Genomic DNA, 18,755 nt, shown 5'->3' with positions numbered 1-18,755 from the left:
GCCGTTCCATGCGTATCTTCACCGGCGCACTCGCCACCGAAACCAACACGTTTTCGCCCTTGCCCACGGGCATGGCGGCCTTCACATCGCGCGAATACCTGCCCGCCGGCACACACCCTGACCACATGACGTTTTACGGCGGGCCGTTGTGGGTGGCGCGTGAACGCGCGCGCGAATTCGGCTGGACAGTTGTGGAAGGGCTGGTTGCGTCGGCGCAGCCAGGCGGCATCACCACGCGCGCCGCCTACGAGACCTTGCGTGATGAACTGCTGGCGGACCTGCGCGCCGCGCTGCCGGTCGATATGGTGCTGCTGGGCCTGCACGGCGCCATGGTTGCCGACGGCTATGACGATTGCGAAGGCGACATCCTGCGCCGTGTGCGCGACATGGTCGGCCCCGACGTGACCGTGGGCGCCGAACTGGATCCGCATGCCCACCTGACGTCGCTGATGGTCGAGCAGGCCACCGTGCTGGTGCTGTTCAAGGAGTACCCTCACGTCGATGTGTACGAGCGCGCCTGCGAACTGGTCGACCTGTGCCACGCGGCGCATCAGGGCCGGCAGCATCCCACGCCGGCGCTGGTGGATTGCGACATGGTGGTGCCCATGCACACCACGCGCGAGCCCGCGCGCGGCTTTGTCAGCCACATCAAGGCGCTGGAAGGCCGCAACGGCATCTTGTCGATCTCGGTGGCACAGGGTTTCGCCACCGGCGACGTACCCGAGATGGGTACCAAGGTACTGGTCTACGCCGACGGCGACGCCCCCGCCGCGCAAAGCCTGGCCCGCACACTGGCCGATGAACTGATCGGCATGCGCGAGCAATTAATGGTGCCCTACCGCAGCGTGGATGAAGCGCTGGACGAAGCCCTGGCGTTCGGCCAGGGTCCGATTGTGCTGGCCGACCGGTCCGACAACCCTGGTAGTGGCGCCGCCGGCGACTCCACCTATATCCTGGCGCGCATGCGTGAACGCGGTATTCGCGATGCCGCGCTGGGGCCGATGTGGGATCCCGTGGCCGCGCGCATCGCCTTCGATGCCGGCGTGGGCGCGGAACTGGACTTGCGCATCGGCGGCAAGATCGGCCCGCTGTCGGGTACGCCCGTGGATGCGCGCTGCCGCGTGCTGAGCACGCACGCCAACATGATGATGACCGGCAATTCCGACACGCGCATCGCACTGGGCGACTGCGCCCTGGTTGAGGCGGACGGCATTCTGATTGCGCTGGTATCGCTGCGCACGCAGGCCTATCACACGGACCTCTTCACACAGTTGGGCTGCGACCTGACGGCGCAACGCCTCATCGTGGTGAAGTCGGCCCATCACTTCTACGCGCGCTACGCGCCGCTCGCCCACGCCGTGCTGTATGTAGCCGCGCCGGGCTCCGCCAGCCCGGATTGGCGCAGCCTGCCGTACCGCAAGATCCGTCTGCCGAAGTGGCCGATCGGCTAGGCCCGTCCGTCACAATTTATTGACGCCACTTGGCATACAGTGCTTCATAGTATCTTGAACCCGAGATTTTTATGAAGCCAAGCAAGAACCCACCCAAGAAGCCCAACAACCTGACCGGTATCCAACGCTACGACGCCCCCGCCGGCGGCTGGGGTGCGCTGAAGGCCACCGCCCAGGCGGTGGCCGACCAGATGCGAATCGCGGAAGCGCCCGTCCTGCTGTTGCGCACCAACAAACCCGACGGCTTTGACTGCCCGGGTTGCGCCTGGCCCGACAAGGCCCATACGTCCACCTTCCAGTTCTGCGAAAACGGCGCCAAGGCGGTCACCTGGGAAGCCACCAAGAAGCGGGTCACGCCTGAATTCTTTGCCGCGCACACCGTCACCGAATTGCTGACCTGGAGCGATCACAAGCTGGAAGATGCCGGCCGCCTGACGCATCCGTTACGGTACGACGCCACCAGCGACACCTATCAGCCCATCTCGTGGGACGCGGCCTTTGCGCACATCGGGCGCACGATGTCCAGCCTGCCGGCCCCCGACATGGTGGAGTTCTACACGTCTGGCCGCGCCTCCAACGAGGCGGCCTTTCTCTTGAGCGTGTTTGCGCGCGAGTTCGGCACCAATAACTTTCCCGACTGCTCGAACATGTGCCACGAGGCCACCAGCGTCGGGCTGCCGCAAGCCATCGGCATCGGCAAGGGCACGGTGTCACTGGATGATTTCGATGCCTGCGACCTGATCATATCGATGGGCCACAACCCCGGCACCAATCACCCGCGCATGATGGGCACCTTGCACGAATGCGCCCGGCGCGGCGTGCCGATCATCGTGTTCAACCCCTTGCGCGAACGCGCGCTGGAACGTTTCGCCGACCCGCAGGACCCGATCGAAATGGGCACCTTCGGCTCGACCCGCATCGCATCAACGTACTACCAGGTGAAGGTCGGCGGCGACGCGGCGGCGCTCAAGGGCATCATGAAGGCGCTGGTGGAGGCGGACCGCAAGGCGCCCGGTGCCCTGGATCACGCTTTCATCGCGGAACACACGAACGGGTTTGACGCCTACGTTCAAGACCTGGACGACACCGCCTGGGCCGACATCGAACAGGCCAGCGGCCTGGCGCGCGCGGAACTGGAACAGGTGGCCGCCGCCTACGCCAAGTCCAAGGCCACCATCGTCACCTACGGCATGGGTATCACCCAGCATGCGCGCGGCACGCAGAACGTGCAGCAAATCGCCGCGCTGCTGCTGATGCGGGGCAACTTCGGCAAGCCCGGTGCCGGCATCTGCCCGTTGCGCGGGCACTCCAATGTGCAAGGCAACCGCAGCGTCGGCATCACCGAAAAGATCGACCCGGTGATGTTCGACAACTTTGAAAAAACGTTTGGCTTCCGCCCGCCCGAGCGCCATGGACACGACGCCGTCGACGCCATGAAGGCGATGGTGAACGGTGAGGCGCGCGTGCTGATCTGCCTGGGCGGCAACCTTGCCATGGCGTTGTCCGACACCAGCCAATGCGAGGCCGGCATGCGCCGCCTGGACCTGGCAGTGCACATGAACACCAAGCTGAACCGCTCGCAGTTGCTGATCGGCCGCGACGCGATCATCCTGCCGGTGCTGGGCCGCACGGAAAGCGATGTGCAGGCCAGCGGCGCGCAGTCCATCACCGTCGAAGACTCGATGTCGATGGTGCACGCCTCGCGTGGCAAGTTGACGCCGGCGTCCGAGCACCTGCGTTCCGAGCCCGCCATCATCGCCGGCATCGCCGCCGCCACGCTGCCCGCCAGCCGCGTCCCGTGGCGACAACTGGTGGAAGACTACAGCCGCATCCGCGACCTGATCGAACAGGTGTATCCGGACTTTCATGGCTACAACGAACGCATCCTGAAGCCGGGCGGCTTCCGCTTGCCGCTGCCGCCCACCGAGCGCATCTGGAAAACGCGCTCGGGCCGCGCCGAGTTCCTGCCGTTCAAGGGAATACAGGTTGGCGGATTACAAGATGGGGGCTTGCAGGAAGACCCCGTCGGATCGCCCGGCAGCCTGACGCTGACCACACTGCGCAGCCACGACCAATACAACACCACCATCTACGGCCTGGACGATCGCTACCGTGGTGTGTTCGGCCGGCGTGATGTGCTGTTCATGAATGCGTCCGACTTGACGCGCCACGGCCTGGAACCCGGCGACGAAGTCGAGCTTCAGACCGACCTGCCCGGGCAGTCGCACCGGCGACTGAGGCTGACGGCGATTGCCTATGACATCGCGGCTGGCTCGGTGGGCGCGTACTACCCCGAAGCCAATGACCTTTGCCCGCTGGACTACCAGGACAAGCAAAGCGGCACACCCAGCTACAAATCGATTCCGGTGGCGATTCGAAAGGTAGCCTAGCGCGCCGACGCGACAGCGGCCTGGCACGTGTCACCGTGCCAGGCCGCTGGGTTACTGCGTGTCGTAGCGCGGTGAACGCGGCCCGTACAGGATGCCGCCGGGTTGGCCGGCGCTGAGCAGCATCTGGTTCGTCATGCCCGCCACGCCGTAGCTACGGTCGGACAAGGTGTTGACGATCTGGTCCACAACGGCCTGCACCAGCATGCCGATCAGGCCACCGCTGCTGTTGCTGGCCTGCACCACCTGCTTGGACCCCGACCACAGCTTGGCGCCATTGCGCAGATCGATGAGTTCGGCATCGATGGCGACGGTAACGTTGCTCGACAGCACGGCATAGCTTGAGCCGTACTGCTTGACCGTCATGTACAGCGCGGCGTCGGCGCCGAAGATCTCGCGCAGCTTGGTGGCGGGCAGCCCGTGGATGTCGTCGGCGGTGGTCAGCCCGTTCTGCTTGAAGGTCTCGTCCATGACGCCCACGGGGATCACGTAGTAGCCGGACTCGGCCAGCGGCCGCGTGGCTTGCGACAACACCGCGGCGGTCGCCGCCACGTCCACCGACGAATTCAACGGCGGCAAAACCAGAATCGACGCCGGCTTGCTCTCACGGAACGCGGTGTAGTCCACGTGCTGTTGCGGAGCAACGCAACCCGCCAGCAGCATCACCGCCGCCAACATGCCGGCCTGGAAAATACGAGTCATCATCACGAGCCCTTTGTCGGTGCGTCGGCGGCCGGCGTGGCGGCCTCCGGTTCGGCTTGCGGCTTGCCCACGTTGCGCATCAGGAAGTCCATGAACGGCGTGGACTCGGGAAAGGCCACTTTCTCGCCCTGCATCTGTTCGATGCCCTTGTCGCCATCACCCATCTTCAGGTAGAGCATGCCAAGATGCGCGCGAAAGCCGGGCGGCAGCTCGACATTGGCCGCGCGCGCGGTTTCGATGTTCTTTTCCAAGGCTTGCGCCTGCACCGCGTTGTCCGCGCCATCGTCCTTCAGATAGGCATAGACCGAGGGCTGATACGCCTGCCAGCTATACATGGGCTTGGGCTGCTGCACGCACGCGCTCAGCAAGCCCGCTGCCGCGACTACCGCCGCAATCGCCAATCCACGGCCGGCCCTTGCAAGCGTCAGCGGGCGAGGCATCGCCAGAATGTTCGACATGGCCGCCCCCTTATTTCGCGGAAGGCTGCCAGGCGCCTTGTTCGATGCCTTCAACCAGGCGGTCGACGGCTTCACGGATCGCCAGGTCCAGCACCTTGCCGTTCAAGGTCGAGTCATAGCTGGCGGTGCCGCCAAAGCCGATCACTTCGCGGTTCGACAGGCTGTATTCGCCGGCGCCCGACGCGGAATACACCACTTCCGACGTGGTCACGTCGACCACGTTCAGATCCACCTTGGCGTAGGCCACTTGCTCTTTGCCACGGCCAAGAATGCCGAACAGTTGCTGGTCGCCCGTGACCTTGCGGCCGAAGGCGGTCACGTCGCCCGTCACCACGTACTGCGCGCCCTTGATCTGGTTGGCCTTCTTGTTGAAGCCCGCTTCCTGGGCGATCTCGGAGAGGTTGTCGCGGTCCATCACCTGAAAACGGCCGCTGCGCTGCAGGTGGCTGACCAGGATCGTCTTGGCCTGGCCGCCCAGGCGGTCGATGCCGTCGGAGAACACGCCACGCAAATAGTTGGTGCGGTTATCGAACTTGCCCACGGATATCGGGCTGCGCACCCCTTGGTAGGGCTTGCTTGCCGCCTGTACGGCGGGCACGGCCAGGGCTTGCGAGCGCTCGGTAGCGCAGCCCGAAATAATCGTCGACAACACTGCCAACGCGCCAATCTTCACGACCTTGTTCAACATCGTTTTCTCCAGCCGGCCCGAAGCCAATAAGGCAGGGCGGGCATCTGTCGCCCATTAAATTGAGCGCCGATTATAAACAAGTGAATTACTTAGTCACGTATTGAAATATCTTGACTGTGCGCCAGCTATCTTCTATTAGGCAGCGGTTTATCGAAGCTCCCGCGTCGCTCCGATCACCCGCATCGTCGGCATCAACTGGCGCCAGGCGTCCCGGGGTATCGAGGCCGGGCGCTTCAGTTCGGCGGCGGCGGGGTCGTTCAGCAGGTCGCCCTTGCAGGCGAACACGATGCTGTTGGTCATGTCGTCATCCACCACTTCGAACATTGCCGGCCCGAACGCGGCGCGCACGCGAGCCAGGTAGTCGTGGTGCATGGGGTGGTTAACGTGATAGTTGATGACCAGGATGCCGTCGTCGCGCAGCGCGCGGAAGCAGTCGGCGTAGAACGCCTCCGAACACAGGGCATCGGGGATGCCGCCCACGCCGTAGCCGTCCAGGAAGATCACGTCGGCGTGGTCCGACAGGCCGCGCAGATGGTCGGCCGCGTCGGCCTGGATGACCTGAAAGCGGTGGTCGTCGCGCGGCACCATGAAGGTGTCGCGCAGCGCGATGACGGCGGGGTCGATCTCGACCACTTCGATCTGGGCGCCGGCCAGGTAGCGATAACAGAACTTGGGCAGCGAGCCGCCGCCCAGACCCACCATCAGGATGCGGGCGGGCTCGGGCTTGAACAGCACAAAGCCCATCATCATCCGCGTGTATTCGATTTCCAGCGCATCGGGGTTGAGCACCGACATGCTGCTCTGGATTTCCTTCTGCGTGAAATGCAGCGTGCGGCGCGTGCCCGCGTTCTGGACGAAAGGCCGGTGGATGGCCGCGGGCTCGTCGCCAGGCGCCGAGTCGGATGACGATGCGTCGGCGGGAAGATGGGGGTCGGACATGGGCGGGGCTTGTGGTGAAAACAGGCACAAGATACCACCAGCAATAGGCCGGCCATCACGCCGCGCGCTTGCGATGGCCCGCCCCTACCGCGCCTGCGACGGCTTGCCCCTACTTGCGGACCCAGTGCCCCAGGCCACCATCGTCGTAGAACTTGATGTCCAGGCCGCTGGCCTGGCCCTGGCCTGGATCCGTCTTGAACACGATGGACGCCTGCGAGTCGACCAGGTCCGCTTCCCCGGCGGGCGCGAAGGCGAAGGTATCGCCGTCCCAGTGCGTCATCGGAAAGCGCATGCCCTTGGGCCCCAGCACCAGCGTCAGCGCGCCGTCGGCCTCCTGAATCTCGGCAGGCCCGTAATAGGCGTTGTCATAGCGGCCCACATATTGGCGCAGCGGCTTGGCGGGCGCGGGGGTCGTGGGTTTGGCGGTGCCGGAAAGATCGGCCTGCGGCGCAAAGAAGCCCAGCATGGCGCCGTGATAGGCCGCATACCAGTCGCGGGTGGGCTTGCCGTACAGCGCCGTATCGATGAAGGTGGCCGCCACGGATTCCGCCGCGCCCACCGGCGCTCCGTTGGTCAGCACCACGATGCCGATGCCGGCGGACGGCACGATCTTGAACGTGGTGCCCGTGCCCATCAGAAACGCGCCGGAATGCCCCATCGACGGGCGTCCGCCCAGCTCCGTGTTGACGTTGAAACCATAGCCATAGAACCCGGAACGCGCGTCGATATCGTGGGAGCGCGCGCTGAACGATTGCGGCGACAAGGCAGGCAGCAGCGCGCTGGCGGCAATCATGGGCTTGCCCTGATATTGGCCGTTGGCCAGCAACAGCTTCAGCCATTGCGCCAGGTCCACCACCGTGGACGACACGCCGCCCGCCGGCGCCTGCTGGTCGGCGTTGCGTTGCCCCAGCGGCACGAACGCGCCCTTTTGATAGCCATGCAGCACGGCGCGATTGGTGTGCGCCATGAAGTCGTCGTAGCGATAACTGGTCGACGTCATCCCCAACGGCTTGAACAGCAGGTCTTGCGCCAGGCTTTCCCACGGTTGGCCCGCCGCCTTCGCGACCGCCTCGGCGCCTATCGTCGTGCTGAAGTTGGCGTAGTGATACGACGTGCGAAAGGCGTCCAGGGGTTGCAGCCGCAGCCGCGCGATGACCTCGTTGCGCGTGTAGCCCAGGTCTTCCAGGTCGTCGCCCGCCGTGCCTGGCAGGCCCGAACGGTGCGCGAAGAAATCGCCGATGGTGCCGTGCGTGGAGACATAGGCGTTGCTGAGCGCAAAGTCCGGCAGATACCGCGCAACGGGGTCATCCCACGACACCGCGCCCTTGGACACCTCGATGGCCGCCACGGTGGCCGACAGCGACTTCGAGATGGACGCAATCTGGAACACCGTGCGCGCATCCACGGGCGCGTTCTTGCCGATTTCGCGGGTGCCCCAGCCTTGCGCCAGCACCGTCTTGCCGTCGATGACGACCGCCACCGCCATGCCTGGCACCTGGCTGCGCGCCATGATGTCCTGGACGATGCTCGGCAGCGTCTTCACCGCCAGGTCCTTGCTGCCCGCCGGGATCGCGATGGCGTCGGCGGGCGGGCTGGCATGGTTTTCAATGGCGATGGGCTGCGCCCGCGCCGTCATCGAACCGCCCAGAGCCAGAACGACAAGGCTGGCGATGATGGTGTGTTTGTTCGTCATGGTGCCCTCAGAAACCCGCTTGATACGCGATGCGGAATACGCCCTGGTTGATGCGGATGGCCTGATCGCGCTGATGCGTGATGCCGGCCTGAATGATGAAGCCCATCGGCGTCACGTACGTGACCGCGCCCGATAGCGCCCAGTCCCAATCGTCTTGCAAGCCGTACTGCGCCAGCTTGCCGTTGCTGCCGGACAACTTGCGCGCGGCGGCCGTGGCGGTGAATTGCCAGCGCTCGCGCGACAGCGATACCGACGTCACCCCATTGCCATTGCCCACCGGCGCCCCCCGGAACGCACTGGCGAAGGTGGCTTCGTTGAACCAGCTCAGGTTCCAGGCGTTGGCAAGCGGCGCGTCGTAACGAAGCCGGGCGGAAACCGTGTTGGCGCTTTCGCCCTGGCCCGGGTCCACATGCAGGCGGCCGGCGTCCACCCCGCCCGACAACCCATCCCAGCCCGGCAAGCCACGAAAGTCATAAGACACGATGAAGGATTTCAGTTGGTCGCTGAACGCTGGCGGCTGGTCGGGCCGGAGGAATCCGTCGTCCACGCTAAGCCGATGATTCAAAGCCGTGTCGTCGCGCTTGAACAGCACCGCCGCCACCGAATGCGTGCCATGGCCGCCGGCGTCGAAGGTGTAGCGGCCGCCCAGGCCGATGGATCCACGAAACTCCGAGTTCTCGTTAAAGCCGCTGTACAAGCCGTCGACGACATGCCAGGCGTCGCCAAAGCCCAAGTCCATCTTGCCGGCATACAGCGCGTAGCGGTCCGCGGTGTAGGCGGCGAACAGGTTGTCCAGGTCCACGCCCAGATCCGAAAACGCGTTGTCTTGCGTTTCGTTGTTTGATGAGTTCAACGTGGCCTTGGTGCGGATCGAGAACCGCTGGGTCAGTTGCAGAACCAGCGCGGCTTCCGCCGTGGGCTGCACGCTGCTCCAATGCGAACGCGGAATCTGTCCGTTGTCATCCTGGATGCCGAAGAACCCGGTGTAGCCGGTCATCAGCAAGAAGCGGCCATTCACGTGGGGATAGGCGTCCGCACCGTCTCCCAGCTGGCTGTAGGGAGTCAGGAAGATCTCGGTCTTGAAGGGGTCGGGTCCTTCTTGCGCGGACGCGGCGCTGGCCGCCAGGGCGAACAAGGCAATAGCCTGGCAAAACGATCCTGCAATACGCGCGCCCATTGCAGGGCGCCGGCCAGACCCGATCACCGCGCCAGCTCGGCCGCCAGTTCGCGCACCTGGGAATGGATGTTCCCGAACATGGCGAAGTTGACCCGGCTGGCCACGACGAACACGCCCAGGCCACGATTGGGCGACAGCACCGCATAGCTCATGAAGCCGCCCAGGCCGCCGCTTTTGCCCAGCAGCAGCGGCGCGCCATCGCGGGGCAGGCTGACGACCCAGCCCAGCCCCATGCCATCGGCGTCGGTCACTTCCGTGCCCACCACGGACTTCAAGCCGTCATACGGCAGCCACATCGTGTGGGCCAGGGTGAACGCTTCCTTGCCTTGCCTGGCGCCGTCCAGATGCCAGCGCATCCAACGCGCCATGTCGCCCGCCGTGGAATAGATGCCGGCGCTGGCGTACATCACGTCAGGCACCGGCGCGTTTGGATCCGGTTTGTCGAAAGGATCCAGGCCCGTCATCAAGCGCTTTTTCTGGGTGTCGTTCAGCACGTTGGTCGTATCGACGAGGCCGGCGGGCTTGAGGACTTCGTTGGCCAGCACCGTGGAATAGTCGGCGCCCCCCGCCCGGGCCAGCGCATCGCCCAGCAGGCCGAAGCCCAGGTTCGAGTACAGGGTGGTGGTGCCGGGCCGATAGGCGGGCGGGTTGGCGCCGATCCACTTCCAGTAATACGCGCGGTCGAAAGCGGCGAAGGGGTTGTCGGACGGCTTGGCGTTCGGGTCCGGCAGTTCGCGCGGCAGGCCCGCCGAATGCGTGGCCAGGTCCAGCAGCGTGATGGGGCGGCCCTGGGTCTGCACGGTGGCCTTGTCGGGCGCGTACTTGGCCAGGGGATCCGTCAGCTTGAGCTTGCCCTGGGCCGCCAGCGATGCCAGCACGTCGCCAGCGAATACCTTGGAGACCGATGCGATCCTGAAGATGGAATGTTCGTCCGGCTCTACGCCGTTGCCCGGCGCCGTCTCGCCGTAGCCCTGAATGACCACGTCATCGCCGCGCACCACGGCGATGATCAGGGCGGGTGCGCCGGCGTTCAGGTACAGCTGCATGCCGGCCATGGACACGGCATCTTGCAAGGCCAGGTCGGTGGCGCGGGCGGGGACGGTACCCAGTACGCAAGAGGCGGCAACAGCCAGGAAGGTAAAGCGTGAAAGGACGCGAGACGCCAGCATGCCGATTCTCTCTAGATAGCTCGGGAAAGCGGGAAACCCCGCCAAGCGAGATGATCCCAAAAACTTCGGCATTGGCCACATTGCAAGGACGAAACAACATTCCGGCATGACGAATGGCATGGCGGCGGGGGTCAAATCCCCGAGTCAAATCCCCATGCGTTCGCGCAGCAAGCGTCGGTACGAGCGCGACACCGGCCAGGCGCTCTCCACCGATCGCATCCGGATCAGCCACTTGTCGACGCTGCGGCGGTCGACGTCCATGACATGCAAAGCGTTGGCAATGGCGGTGCGGTGGACCCGGAAGAAAATCTTTTCGGGCAGCAAGGTCGACCACAGCCCCAAGGCGCGGGAGTCCAGCACCATTGAGCCATCTTCCAGCCAGATCTCGCTGTAGTTGCCGGCCGATCGCACACCCACGATCGTCTCGGGCTGCACGCCGCGCACCACGCCGCGCATTGTCAGATACACCACCGACATCGAGCTTTCGTGCATCGCCTTCCGGTTTCTCTCCAGGCGTTGCGAATATTTGGCCTGCCCGATCAGATTGGCGCATTGGTACAAGGCGTTGATCTCGGCGACAGACCAGGTCCGATGCAGGACGGTGGTGTCGAAGCCGATGATTCCGCATAGCTTCTTGTCGTGGAATACCGGCACGCTCAGCACGCTCTTGTTGCCCTGGCGCACGAATTCCGCCTGGATGATGCGCGCGGTGCGCGGCAGGTCGTGCACATCGTGGATGGCCACGGCATAGCCTTGCACCATGAACTTGTGCAGCCACGCGATCAGCGTCGTGGGCACATCCTGAAGCTCGGCGACGAAAGGTTGCGTCTGGCCCCGGCACCATTCATGGGTGTTGCGAAACCGAAGCATGTCGGGCCGGTATTCGATGAACCAGGCGCGGTCGACATCCGATGTTTCGCCCATGAAGGACAACTGCTCGGCGATGGCGTCGTCGACAGGATGCTTGAGCAAGCTCATCGCGCATCGGTACAGCCACTTCAGCGATGAGTCAGGTGCAAGCTCGGCTACGGTGTGCGTCTGGTATTGGACTGCATCCTTCACGGCGTTTCCCCTGGCGACCGGATCTGACATCGTCCATGTGCTGCCACGCAGCACGCCAAGCGGCGATTTTCACTCCGGCCCCGGGCAAAGACAAGCTTGAATCAGGAAGACGCGCCGCCAAACAGATCCGCCTGGCGCGGGTCCGCGGCCGTCAGGTCATAGCCGATCTGGTCGGCGACCTCGCGCAGGATGGCCTGCGCCAGATTGAACGCGGTGTTGGCGGCCGGCACGCCCGCGTAGATCGCGTTCTGCAGCAATACTTCCTTGAGCTCGTCGGGCGTCAGGCGCGAGTCATCCGGCGCCGTCAACGCGGCGCGCACATGCAGCTCGAACTCTTCCCAGCGGCCCAGCGACAGCGTCACCGCCAGCACCATCATGCGCCGGGCCTTGTGCGGCAAGCCCGGGCGGCTCCAGATGTCGTGCCAGGCATAGCGCGTGATCAGGTTCTGGTAGTCGGCCGTGAACGTGGTGGCGCGGTCCAGCGAGCGCTGCACCCATTCATCGCCCAGCACGGCGCGGCGGTTGGCCAAACCGCGTTCGAAATCGTCTTCCCGGCTCATCTATGCACCTCCCGTGACTGCTTCAGGACAGGGGCACGGACAGAATCCGCCCGCGCCCCCCTATCGATCAATTCACCGAGATGTTATTGGCTTTCACGACTTCGGCCCAGCGCACTTGTTCGGCGTCAACGAACTTGGCGAAGTCAGCCGCGCTGCTGCCCACCGCAGTCAGGCCCAGCTTGCCGAGCTTTTCGCGGGTGTCGGGGCGAGCCAGCGCTTTTTGCACCAGGTCTTGCAGCTTGGCGACCACGGCGGGGTCGGAACCGGCGGGCAGGAAGAAGCCGTTCCATTCCGACACGTCAAAGTCCTTGATGCCGGCTTCGCCAACGGTGGCCACCTTCGGCAGTTCGGGCATGCGCTTGGCCGACGACACCGCCAGCGCCTTCAGCTTGCCGCCGCTGACGTAGTTGAGGCTGGACGCGGCGTTGGCGAAATAGACGTCGACCTGCCCGCCCATGACGTCAACGATGGCCGGGGCGCCGCCCTTGTACGGCACGTGCACCACATCGATGCCCGCGTCTTTCTTGAGCAGTTCGGCGGCCATCTGCGCCAGGCTGCCGGGGCCGTAGGACGCGAAGGTGTAGCGGCCCGGGTTGGCACGCGCGGCCGTGATGAAGTCAGGCAGGTTGTTGAAGGCCGAGCCGGGCGCCGCCACCAGGATGTTCGGCACGCTGATGGCCTGCGAGACCGGCACAAAGTCTTTCTTCACGTCGTAGGGCAGCTTGCGCAGCGCCGGGTTGATGGCGAAGGCGGATGCGTCGTACAGCACCGTGTAGCCGTCCGGCTTCGCACGCGCCACGTAAGACGCGCCGATCGCGCCGCTGGCGCCGCCCTTGTTTTCGATGACCACGCTTTGGCCGGCCACTTCGCTCATGCCTTGCGCGATGATGCGCGCGGCGTTGTCGGCGCCGCCGCCCGCGGAATACGGCACCACCAGCGTGATGGGCTGGTCGGGATAACCGGCGGCGTGGGCCGTGCCCAACGCGCTGGCCAGGCCAATGGTGGCGGCCAGGGCCGCGATGTAGGTCTTCTTCATGTGTGCTCCTCAAGTCCCCCCTACGGGGATGTGAAATGGATCATGGAATCGTGGCGCGATCCGCCGGAAAAAGTCAGACGGTCGCGATGGGGTTGACCGGCGCGCCCACCAGGCCGGGCACGTACATCGGTGCGGCGGTCAGGAAGAAGGCGTGTCGGCCATGCTGGCGCAACCATTGCGCCAGCGGGGTCAGGTGCCAAAGCTCGCCCAGCGGCAGGCCCAGCTTGAACAGGCATTGTTCGTGCAGGGGCAATAGCGGCCCCGTGCCCGTGTCCAGATGATGGTTGCGCAGTTCCACCGCGTGGTTGTCGGCGGCGATGGCCGCGATGCGGCTGTCCTTGATCCAGGCCAGCAGTTGCGCATCCGCGCCATCCAGCACGCAGCAACTGGTCTTGAGCCGGTCTTGTTCGTCGTCGCCCAGGGTCAGCGCCAGATCGGCCAGACCCGTGTGCAGGCACAGCACGTCGCCCGGCTTCACCTGCACGCCATCGGCCTGCATCACGTCCATCAGGTCGCGGTAGGACACCTTGCGGTGCGCATCGCCAAAGCGGGCGCGCAGGTCCACCATCACGCCACGGCCCTGAATGCCGTGCCGTGCCATCGGCGCGATGGACAGGTCTTGGGTGCCGGTGAAGTTGTCGGCTTGCGGTTCGCTGACGGCAAAGCCGTTGTAGCCGGTGGGCTGTGCGTCGCCGGTGCCATGCGCGTCGTACATCGAGCCCACATGGCCCAGCGCGTCCCATTGTGTGGAGTACTGCGGCGACAGGGTGACGCGGTCATCGCTGACGACGTCGGTGGCGCCGGGCACGTCGCGCGCCAGGGGGTAGCGGTAGACCGGCACGCCATTCTTTTCAGCGGGCTGGATCACCGGGCCCTTGCGGCGCGGGTTCAGCACCGGCGCGCGCGGTACGTTCAGCGGCAGGCTAAGCGAGAACGACAGGCCGGTCTGAATTTCAGCAATGGCGGCCAAGCGCGCCTGGCTGTCCAGATGATTCAGGGTGCCGAGCTGGTCGTCGTGCCCGAAGTCTCCCCAATTCGATCCTTCCGGCCGATGCCGGTAGCGGCTTGCTTGATTCATGGCTGCTGTCTCCTCGTCCTGCGATGGACGAATTTTGCTATCGTTTTGTTACGGCTTATTGCACCACGGCGGACTGCATTAATTGCTCGATTTCCTGCGTGGTGTATCCCAGGGTGGACAGTATTTTTTCGCTGTGTTCCCCCAGACTCGGCGCAGCGCGGGCGGTTGCGCCGTTGTTGGTGCCCTCGTTGGCGCTTCCCGTGGGGTTCTCGGTGGCTTCTTCGGAGGTCTTGCCTACGCTGGCCTGGGCATCGCCAAACGCACCGAAATGCGCCCATTGCGCCAGGCCCAGATAATTGCCCGCCTGCTTGCTGTGATAGGGGCGCATCAGCCCCATCGCTTCAACCTGCGGGTGGTCGAACATATCTTCCACCGGCCGCACCTCGGCGCAGGGCACGCTCTGACCAAAGCGCTCCGCCCATTCACGGGCCGATGCGCGCGACAAGGCCTGGCGTACCAGCGGCACCAGCACGGCCGCTTGCGCCGCGCGCTTCTTGACGGTGTCGTAATCCGGGTGGTCCGCCAGCTCCGGCAGATCCAGATGGCCGCACAGCGCGCGCCAGAAATGCGGCGTGTTGGCTGACAAATACAGATGGCCTTCGCGCGTGGGATGAATACCCGTGATACCGCCCGAGCGCATGTCGCGCTCGATGTGGCGCGGCTCGCCTTCGGCCCACACCAGGCGGGCCGATTGCATGGCCAGCGCGCTGCCCAGCAAGGAGACCTCGATGGCCTGGCCCCGGCCCGTCTTCTCGCGCTGGTACAGCGCCGCCGACACGCTGTTCGAGATCAACGCGGCGCCGTAGTAGTCCACCACCGATCCGTACAACACTTCGGGCGGGCCGTCGGCCTTGGCCTGCGCCGCGCACATGCCCGTCATCGATTGCAGCACCTGGTCGTAACCCGCGTGGCGCGCCATCGGGCCCACCGCGCCATAGCCCGTCATGGCGCAATAGATCAGGCGCGGGTTCACGGCCGACAGGGTGGCGAAGTCGATCCGCAACCGTTCCGGCACACCCGGCCGGAAGTTGTGGACCAGCACGTCGGCCTCGCGCACCAGCCGAAGCAGCACGTCGTGGCCGGCCTCGTCCTTCAGGTTCAGGCACAGGCCACGCTTGTTGCGGTTGATGCCCAGAAAGGCGCGGCTTTCCGATGCCAGTGTTGACGGGTATTTGCGCAGGTTGTCGCCTTCGGGCGGCTCAACCTTGATCACGTCGGCACCCATGTCGCCCAGCAAGGCGCAGCCGTAGGGGCCGGCAATGTAGGCGCTCAGGTCCAGCACTTTGATGCCTGCCAGCGGCAGGCTGGCGGAAGATTCAAATTCCATATTTCGCTTCACTCAATATTCATGGCCCGGCGCGCTTCAGGCCGCGCGGCCGGCTGCCAGCAGCACGTCGCGGGCGCGCTGCACGAAGGGCGCGTCGATCATTTTTCCGTCCAGCAGGAACGCGCCCACGCCGTCTTGCTCGCGGCTGGCCGATACGATGCGTTCGGCCTCGGCAACCTCTTCGGCGCTGAAGCCGAACACCTCGTTGGCAATGGCGATCTGGCTGGGGTGCACGCAGGACTTGCCCAGAAAGCCCAGCGAACGGGCCAGCTTCGCTTCGGCGCGAAAACCTTCGGCATCGCGCACGCGGGCATAGGCCGCGTCCATGGCGTACTTGCCCGCGCAACCCGCGCCCAACCGCAAGGACAGCATCACGGCGCGCAGCGTTTCGGGTTGATAACGGTCTATGCCCAGCGGCTCGAACAGGTCGGCCAGGCCCAATTGCAAACCGGCCACACGCGGATGCGCGGCGGCCAATTCGGCCGCGCTGGCCAAGGCGCGCGGGGTTTCCACGGTGATCAGGAACTCATTCTGGAAGCCGGCGGCAATGGCTTGGCCGGCAGCCTCGCACAGCGCCGTGACGCTTTCCACCTTGGGCAGATTCAAGAGGTCAATCGGCAAGCCGCCCAACGCGTCCAGGTCGGCGGCAAAGTACGGGGTATCGGCCGCATTCACGCGAACGATAATTTTCTTGGGATGTAGGGCCTGTGCCGCCGCGAAACCGGGCGACGCCAACCAGTAGGCCAGGGCGCTGCGCGCCTCTTGCTTGCGGGTGGGCGCAACCGCGTCTTCCAGGTCGAAGGACAGCGCATCCGCCTGGCTGGCCATGGCTTTATCGAAGAGGTCCGGGCGCGAACCCGGCACGAATAGCTTGCTTCTCATTGGTGCCTCCTGGTGGCATTGTGGCGCTGCGCCACGCCGTCAGGGGACAGCCAAATTACGATAAGACGATAGAATATCTATCGTTATGAACACCGACTTCCTACATACGCTAGCCGCCGTGGGCCAGCATGGCTCCATGGCCGAGGCCGCTCGGCGCCTGGGGCTGACCCATGGCGCCGTGGCGCAGCAAGTGCGCAAACTGGAACAGGAACTGGGCGTGCTGCTGGTGGCGCGCGCCGGCCGCACGGTGCACCTGACGGCCAAGGCGATTGAACTGATCGGCCCCATGCGCGAGGTTCTGGAGCGTATCGAGAAGATCCGCTACCTGGCGCGGTCCGACGAAATGATGGGAGAGCTCAGGCTGGGTGCGGGCAACACCGCCTTGAATTCCATGGTGCCGGCCATCCTGGAACACCTGGTCAGCCGCCATCCGCTGATCAACGTGGAGATTCAGCCGGGGCACTCGGTGCGCTTCTATCCCGCCATCGAAAGCGGCGAGCTGGACGCCGCCATCGCCCTGGAAGCGCCTTACCCGCTCTCCAAAAGCCTGGGCTGGCAGTTGCTGCGCGAAGAACCCTATGTGCTGGCAGCGGCGCCCCGCCATGCCGGGCGGCATCCGCACAGCCTGCTGACCACCGAGCCGTTCATCCGCTATCAACGCAGCGACTGGGGCGGCCGTCATGTTGACGACTATCTGCGGCGCGTGGGCATCACGCCGCGCGAACGCTTCGAACTGAACGCCGTCGAGTCGATCGCGGTGATGGTCAGCCGCGACCTGGGCGTGGCGATCCTGCCGCAATCAACCAATGGCGCGATCGAGCGGCTGGGCCTCTTGGCTTTGCCGTTGCCCGAACACTGCGAGCCGCGCCGCTTCGGGTTGATCTGGTCCAGGGTGTCACCCCGGCTGGCGCTGATCCGGGCGTTTCGCGACATCGCGGTGGGGGAGTACGGCAAGGTGCAAGAAGGCGGCCAGTAAGGGCTATGCGCGGCTCAGTACGCCGCGCGATAGATGGCCAGCGCCTGCGCCTCGTCAATGGGCAGCGGGTTATTCATCAACAAGCGCTGCTGCACCATGGCCGAGCTGGCCAACGCGGGCAGGTCGGCTTCGGTAATTCCCACCGCACGCAGGCCTTGGGGCAACTGCGCCTGACGGATCAGGTCTTCCAGGAAGGCGATGAAGGCGGCAGCGCCGGACGCGGCGTCCGCGCTTGGCGGCAGGCCCACCGCCACACCCAGCTCGGCGTACAGCGGCGCGGCGGCCTGGGCATTGAAGTGCAGCACGGCGGGCAGCACCAAGGCATTGGACAGCCCGTGCGGCACATGAAAGATGCCGCCCACCGGATACGCCAAGGCATGGACGCCACCGACGGGCGCGTTGGCAAACGCCTGCCCGGCCAGCATCGCGCCCAACAGCATGTCGGAGCGCGCCTGAAGGTTCCCGCCGTCACGGCACACGGTCAGCAGATTGGCGCTGAGCAACTTCAGGGCCAGCACCGCCAGGTGGTCCGACAGCGGATTCTTCAGCCGCTTGCTGGTGTAGGCCTCGATGGCGTGAACCATCGCGTCCACGCCGGTGGCGGCCGTGGCGGCTGGCGGCAGGCCGACGGTCAGCTCTGCATCCAGAAAGGCGGCATTGGCATAGAGCTGCGGCGCGACCACGCCGCTCTTGGTGGTTGCACCGGTAGTGACGATGGAAATGGGCGTGACTTCCGAGCCAGTGCCGGCCGTGGTCGGCACCTGTACCAGCGGCAGGCGCTTGCCGTGCACCTGGTTGATGCCATACATGGCCGACAGCGGCTGGTCGCCCTGGCACAACACCGCCACAAGCTTGGCCACATCCATGGACGAGCCGCCGCCGAATCCGATGACCATGTCGGCATTGAAGGCGCGGGTGCGCGCGGCCGCGGCCTCGACCACGGCTTCAGGCGGGTCAGCCACCACATCGTCGATCACCAGCGTCTGCCAGCCGGTGGCGGCCAGGCTGTCCAGCGCGGGCTGCAATGCGCCGCTGCGATGCAGGAAGGCGTCGGTCACCAGCACGGCACGTTCGCCCGCGTATCGTTCGCGCAGCAACGCGCCCAAGCGGCGGACCAGTCCGGGTTCGACGACAAGATGGGCAACAGTCTGGAATGAGAAGGCGGTCATG

General features: G+C 65.3%; 17 protein-coding genes. 3 read left to right on the top strand and 14 right to left on the bottom strand.

Annotation, left to right across the window (positions count from 1 at the left end):
- The first annotated feature begins 8 nt into the window (after positions 1–8).
- Positions 9–1,451, top strand: coding sequence for a M81 family metallopeptidase (locus P8T11_RS21365; protein ID WP_268080140.1), 1,443 nt, complete (start codon positions 9–11; stop codon positions 1,449–1,451).
- A gap of 71 nt (positions 1,452–1,522) precedes the next feature.
- Positions 1,523–3,841, top strand: coding sequence for an FdhF/YdeP family oxidoreductase (locus P8T11_RS21360; RefSeq protein ID WP_268080141.1), 2,319 nt, complete (start codon positions 1,523–1,525; stop codon positions 3,839–3,841).
- Between the two features lie 51 nt (positions 3,842–3,892).
- Here the strand turns inward: P8T11_RS21360 and P8T11_RS21355 are convergent, their stop codons facing one another.
- From P8T11_RS21355 to P8T11_RS21295, 13 genes are all read right to left on the bottom strand, one after another.
- Positions 3,893–4,543 (bottom strand): DUF799 domain-containing protein, encoded by a 651-nt coding sequence (locus P8T11_RS21355; protein WP_268080142.1) that lies wholly within the window; start codon positions 4,541–4,543, stop codon positions 3,893–3,895.
- Positions 4,543–4,998, bottom strand: a complete 456-nt coding sequence (locus tag P8T11_RS21350) for a DUF4810 domain-containing protein (RefSeq protein WP_268080143.1) — start codon at positions 4,996–4,998, stop codon at positions 4,543–4,545. The genes P8T11_RS21355 and P8T11_RS21350 overlap by 1 nt, the downstream gene beginning before the upstream one ends.
- 10 nt (positions 4,999–5,008) lie before the next feature.
- Complete coding sequence (locus tag P8T11_RS21345) at positions 5,009–5,686, bottom strand: CsgG/HfaB family protein (RefSeq protein WP_268080144.1); 678 nt, start codon at positions 5,684–5,686, stop codon at positions 5,009–5,011.
- A gap of 147 nt (positions 5,687–5,833) precedes the next feature.
- Positions 5,834–6,625 (bottom strand): fused MFS/spermidine synthase, encoded by a 792-nt coding sequence (locus P8T11_RS21340; RefSeq protein WP_268080145.1) that lies wholly within the window; start codon positions 6,623–6,625, stop codon positions 5,834–5,836.
- Positions 6,626–6,734: 109 nt separating this feature from the next.
- A complete protein-coding gene (locus tag P8T11_RS21335; RefSeq protein ID WP_268080146.1) occupies positions 6,735–8,318 on the bottom strand; it encodes a serine hydrolase in 1,584 nt (527 codons plus the stop codon).
- 7 nt (positions 8,319–8,325) lie between these two features.
- Complete coding sequence (locus tag P8T11_RS21330; protein ID WP_268080147.1) at positions 8,326–9,495, bottom strand: hypothetical protein; 1,170 nt, start codon at positions 9,493–9,495, stop codon at positions 8,326–8,328.
- Between the two features lie 23 nt (positions 9,496–9,518).
- Positions 9,519–10,664, bottom strand: a complete 1,146-nt coding sequence (gene ampH / locus P8T11_RS21325) for a D-alanyl-D-alanine-carboxypeptidase/endopeptidase AmpH (protein ID WP_268080148.1) — start codon at positions 10,662–10,664, stop codon at positions 9,519–9,521.
- A gap of 144 nt (positions 10,665–10,808) precedes the next feature.
- Positions 10,809–11,726, bottom strand: a complete 918-nt coding sequence (locus P8T11_RS21320) for a GAF domain-containing DNA-binding protein (protein WP_268080149.1) — start codon at positions 11,724–11,726, stop codon at positions 10,809–10,811.
- 101 nt (positions 11,727–11,827) lie between these two features.
- Positions 11,828–12,286 carry a carboxymuconolactone decarboxylase family protein gene (locus tag P8T11_RS21315; protein WP_268080150.1) on the bottom strand — a complete coding sequence of 153 codons (459 nt, stop codon included), beginning with the start codon at positions 12,284–12,286 and terminating at the stop codon, positions 11,828–11,830.
- Between the two features lie 67 nt (positions 12,287–12,353).
- Positions 12,354–13,322 carry a tripartite tricarboxylate transporter substrate binding protein gene (locus P8T11_RS21310; RefSeq protein ID WP_268080151.1) on the bottom strand — a complete coding sequence of 323 codons (969 nt, stop codon included), beginning with the start codon at positions 13,320–13,322 and terminating at the stop codon, positions 12,354–12,356.
- Between the two features lie 73 nt (positions 13,323–13,395).
- Positions 13,396–14,400, bottom strand: a complete 1,005-nt coding sequence (locus tag P8T11_RS21305) for a cyclase family protein (protein WP_268080153.1) — start codon at positions 14,398–14,400, stop codon at positions 13,396–13,398.
- A 55-nt stretch (positions 14,401–14,455) separates the two neighbouring features.
- Entirely contained in the window at positions 14,456–15,727 is a 1,272-nt protein-coding gene (locus tag P8T11_RS21300; protein WP_268080154.1) for a CaiB/BaiF CoA transferase family protein, read from the bottom strand.
- Positions 15,728–15,763: 36 nt separating this feature from the next.
- Positions 15,764–16,609, bottom strand: coding sequence for an HpcH/HpaI aldolase/citrate lyase family protein (locus tag P8T11_RS21295; protein ID WP_268080155.1), 846 nt, complete (start codon positions 16,607–16,609; stop codon positions 15,764–15,766).
- Positions 16,610–16,694: 85 nt separating this feature from the next.
- Between P8T11_RS21295 and P8T11_RS21290 the strand changes: the two genes are divergently transcribed.
- Complete coding sequence (locus P8T11_RS21290; RefSeq protein ID WP_268080156.1) at positions 16,695–17,585, top strand: LysR family transcriptional regulator; 891 nt, start codon at positions 16,695–16,697, stop codon at positions 17,583–17,585.
- 14 nt (positions 17,586–17,599) lie between these two features.
- Here P8T11_RS21290 and P8T11_RS21285 read toward each other — a convergent pair whose 3' ends face one another.
- Positions 17,600–18,754 (bottom strand): iron-containing alcohol dehydrogenase, encoded by a 1,155-nt coding sequence (locus P8T11_RS21285; RefSeq protein ID WP_268080157.1) that lies wholly within the window; start codon positions 18,752–18,754, stop codon positions 17,600–17,602.
- Between the last annotated feature and the right edge of the window lies 1 nt (position 18,755).

Source organism: Achromobacter spanius (assembly GCF_029637605.1).
GTDB lineage: Bacteria > Pseudomonadota > Gammaproteobacteria > Burkholderiales > Burkholderiaceae_B > Achromobacter > Achromobacter spanius_E.
Note: the sequence above shows the minus strand (reverse complement) of the source record. Positions and strands in the feature narration are given on the sequence as shown.

Coding starts and splice junctions, on each gene's coding strand:
- P8T11_RS21365 (WP_268080140.1), top strand. CDS start 9: ATGCGTATCTTCACCGGCGCACTCGCCACCGAAACCAACACGTTTTCG.
- P8T11_RS21360 (WP_268080141.1), top strand. CDS start 1,523: ATGAAGCCAAGCAAGAACCCACCCAAGAAGCCCAACAACCTGACCGGT.
- P8T11_RS21355 (WP_268080142.1), bottom strand. CDS start 4,543: ATGATGACTCGTATTTTCCAGGCCGGCATGTTGGCGGCGGTGATGCTG.
- P8T11_RS21350 (WP_268080143.1), bottom strand. CDS start 4,998: ATGTCGAACATTCTGGCGATGCCTCGCCCGCTGACGCTTGCAAGGGCC.
- P8T11_RS21345 (WP_268080144.1), bottom strand. CDS start 5,686: ATGTTGAACAAGGTCGTGAAGATTGGCGCGTTGGCAGTGTTGTCGACG.
- P8T11_RS21340 (WP_268080145.1), bottom strand. CDS start 6,625: ATGTCCGACCCCCATCTTCCCGCCGACGCATCGTCATCCGACTCGGCG.
- P8T11_RS21335 (WP_268080146.1), bottom strand. CDS start 8,318: ATGACGAACAAACACACCATCATCGCCAGCCTTGTCGTTCTGGCTCTG.
- P8T11_RS21330 (WP_268080147.1), bottom strand. CDS start 9,495: ATGGGCGCGCGTATTGCAGGATCGTTTTGCCAGGCTATTGCCTTGTTC.
- ampH (WP_268080148.1), bottom strand. CDS start 10,664: ATGCTGGCGTCTCGCGTCCTTTCACGCTTTACCTTCCTGGCTGTTGCC.
- P8T11_RS21315 (WP_268080150.1), bottom strand. CDS start 12,286: ATGAGCCGGGAAGACGATTTCGAACGCGGTTTGGCCAACCGCCGCGCC.
- P8T11_RS21310 (WP_268080151.1), bottom strand. CDS start 13,322: ATGAAGAAGACCTACATCGCGGCCCTGGCCGCCACCATTGGCCTGGCC.
- P8T11_RS21305 (WP_268080153.1), bottom strand. CDS start 14,400: ATGAATCAAGCAAGCCGCTACCGGCATCGGCCGGAAGGATCGAATTGG.
- P8T11_RS21300 (WP_268080154.1), bottom strand. CDS start 15,727: ATGGAATTTGAATCTTCCGCCAGCCTGCCGCTGGCAGGCATCAAAGTG.
- P8T11_RS21295 (WP_268080155.1), bottom strand. CDS start 16,609: ATGAGAAGCAAGCTATTCGTGCCGGGTTCGCGCCCGGACCTCTTCGAT.
- P8T11_RS21290 (WP_268080156.1), top strand. CDS start 16,695: ATGAACACCGACTTCCTACATACGCTAGCCGCCGTGGGCCAGCATGGC.
- P8T11_RS21285 (WP_268080157.1), bottom strand. CDS start 18,754: ATGACCGCCTTCTCATTCCAGACTGTTGCCCATCTTGTCGTCGAACCC.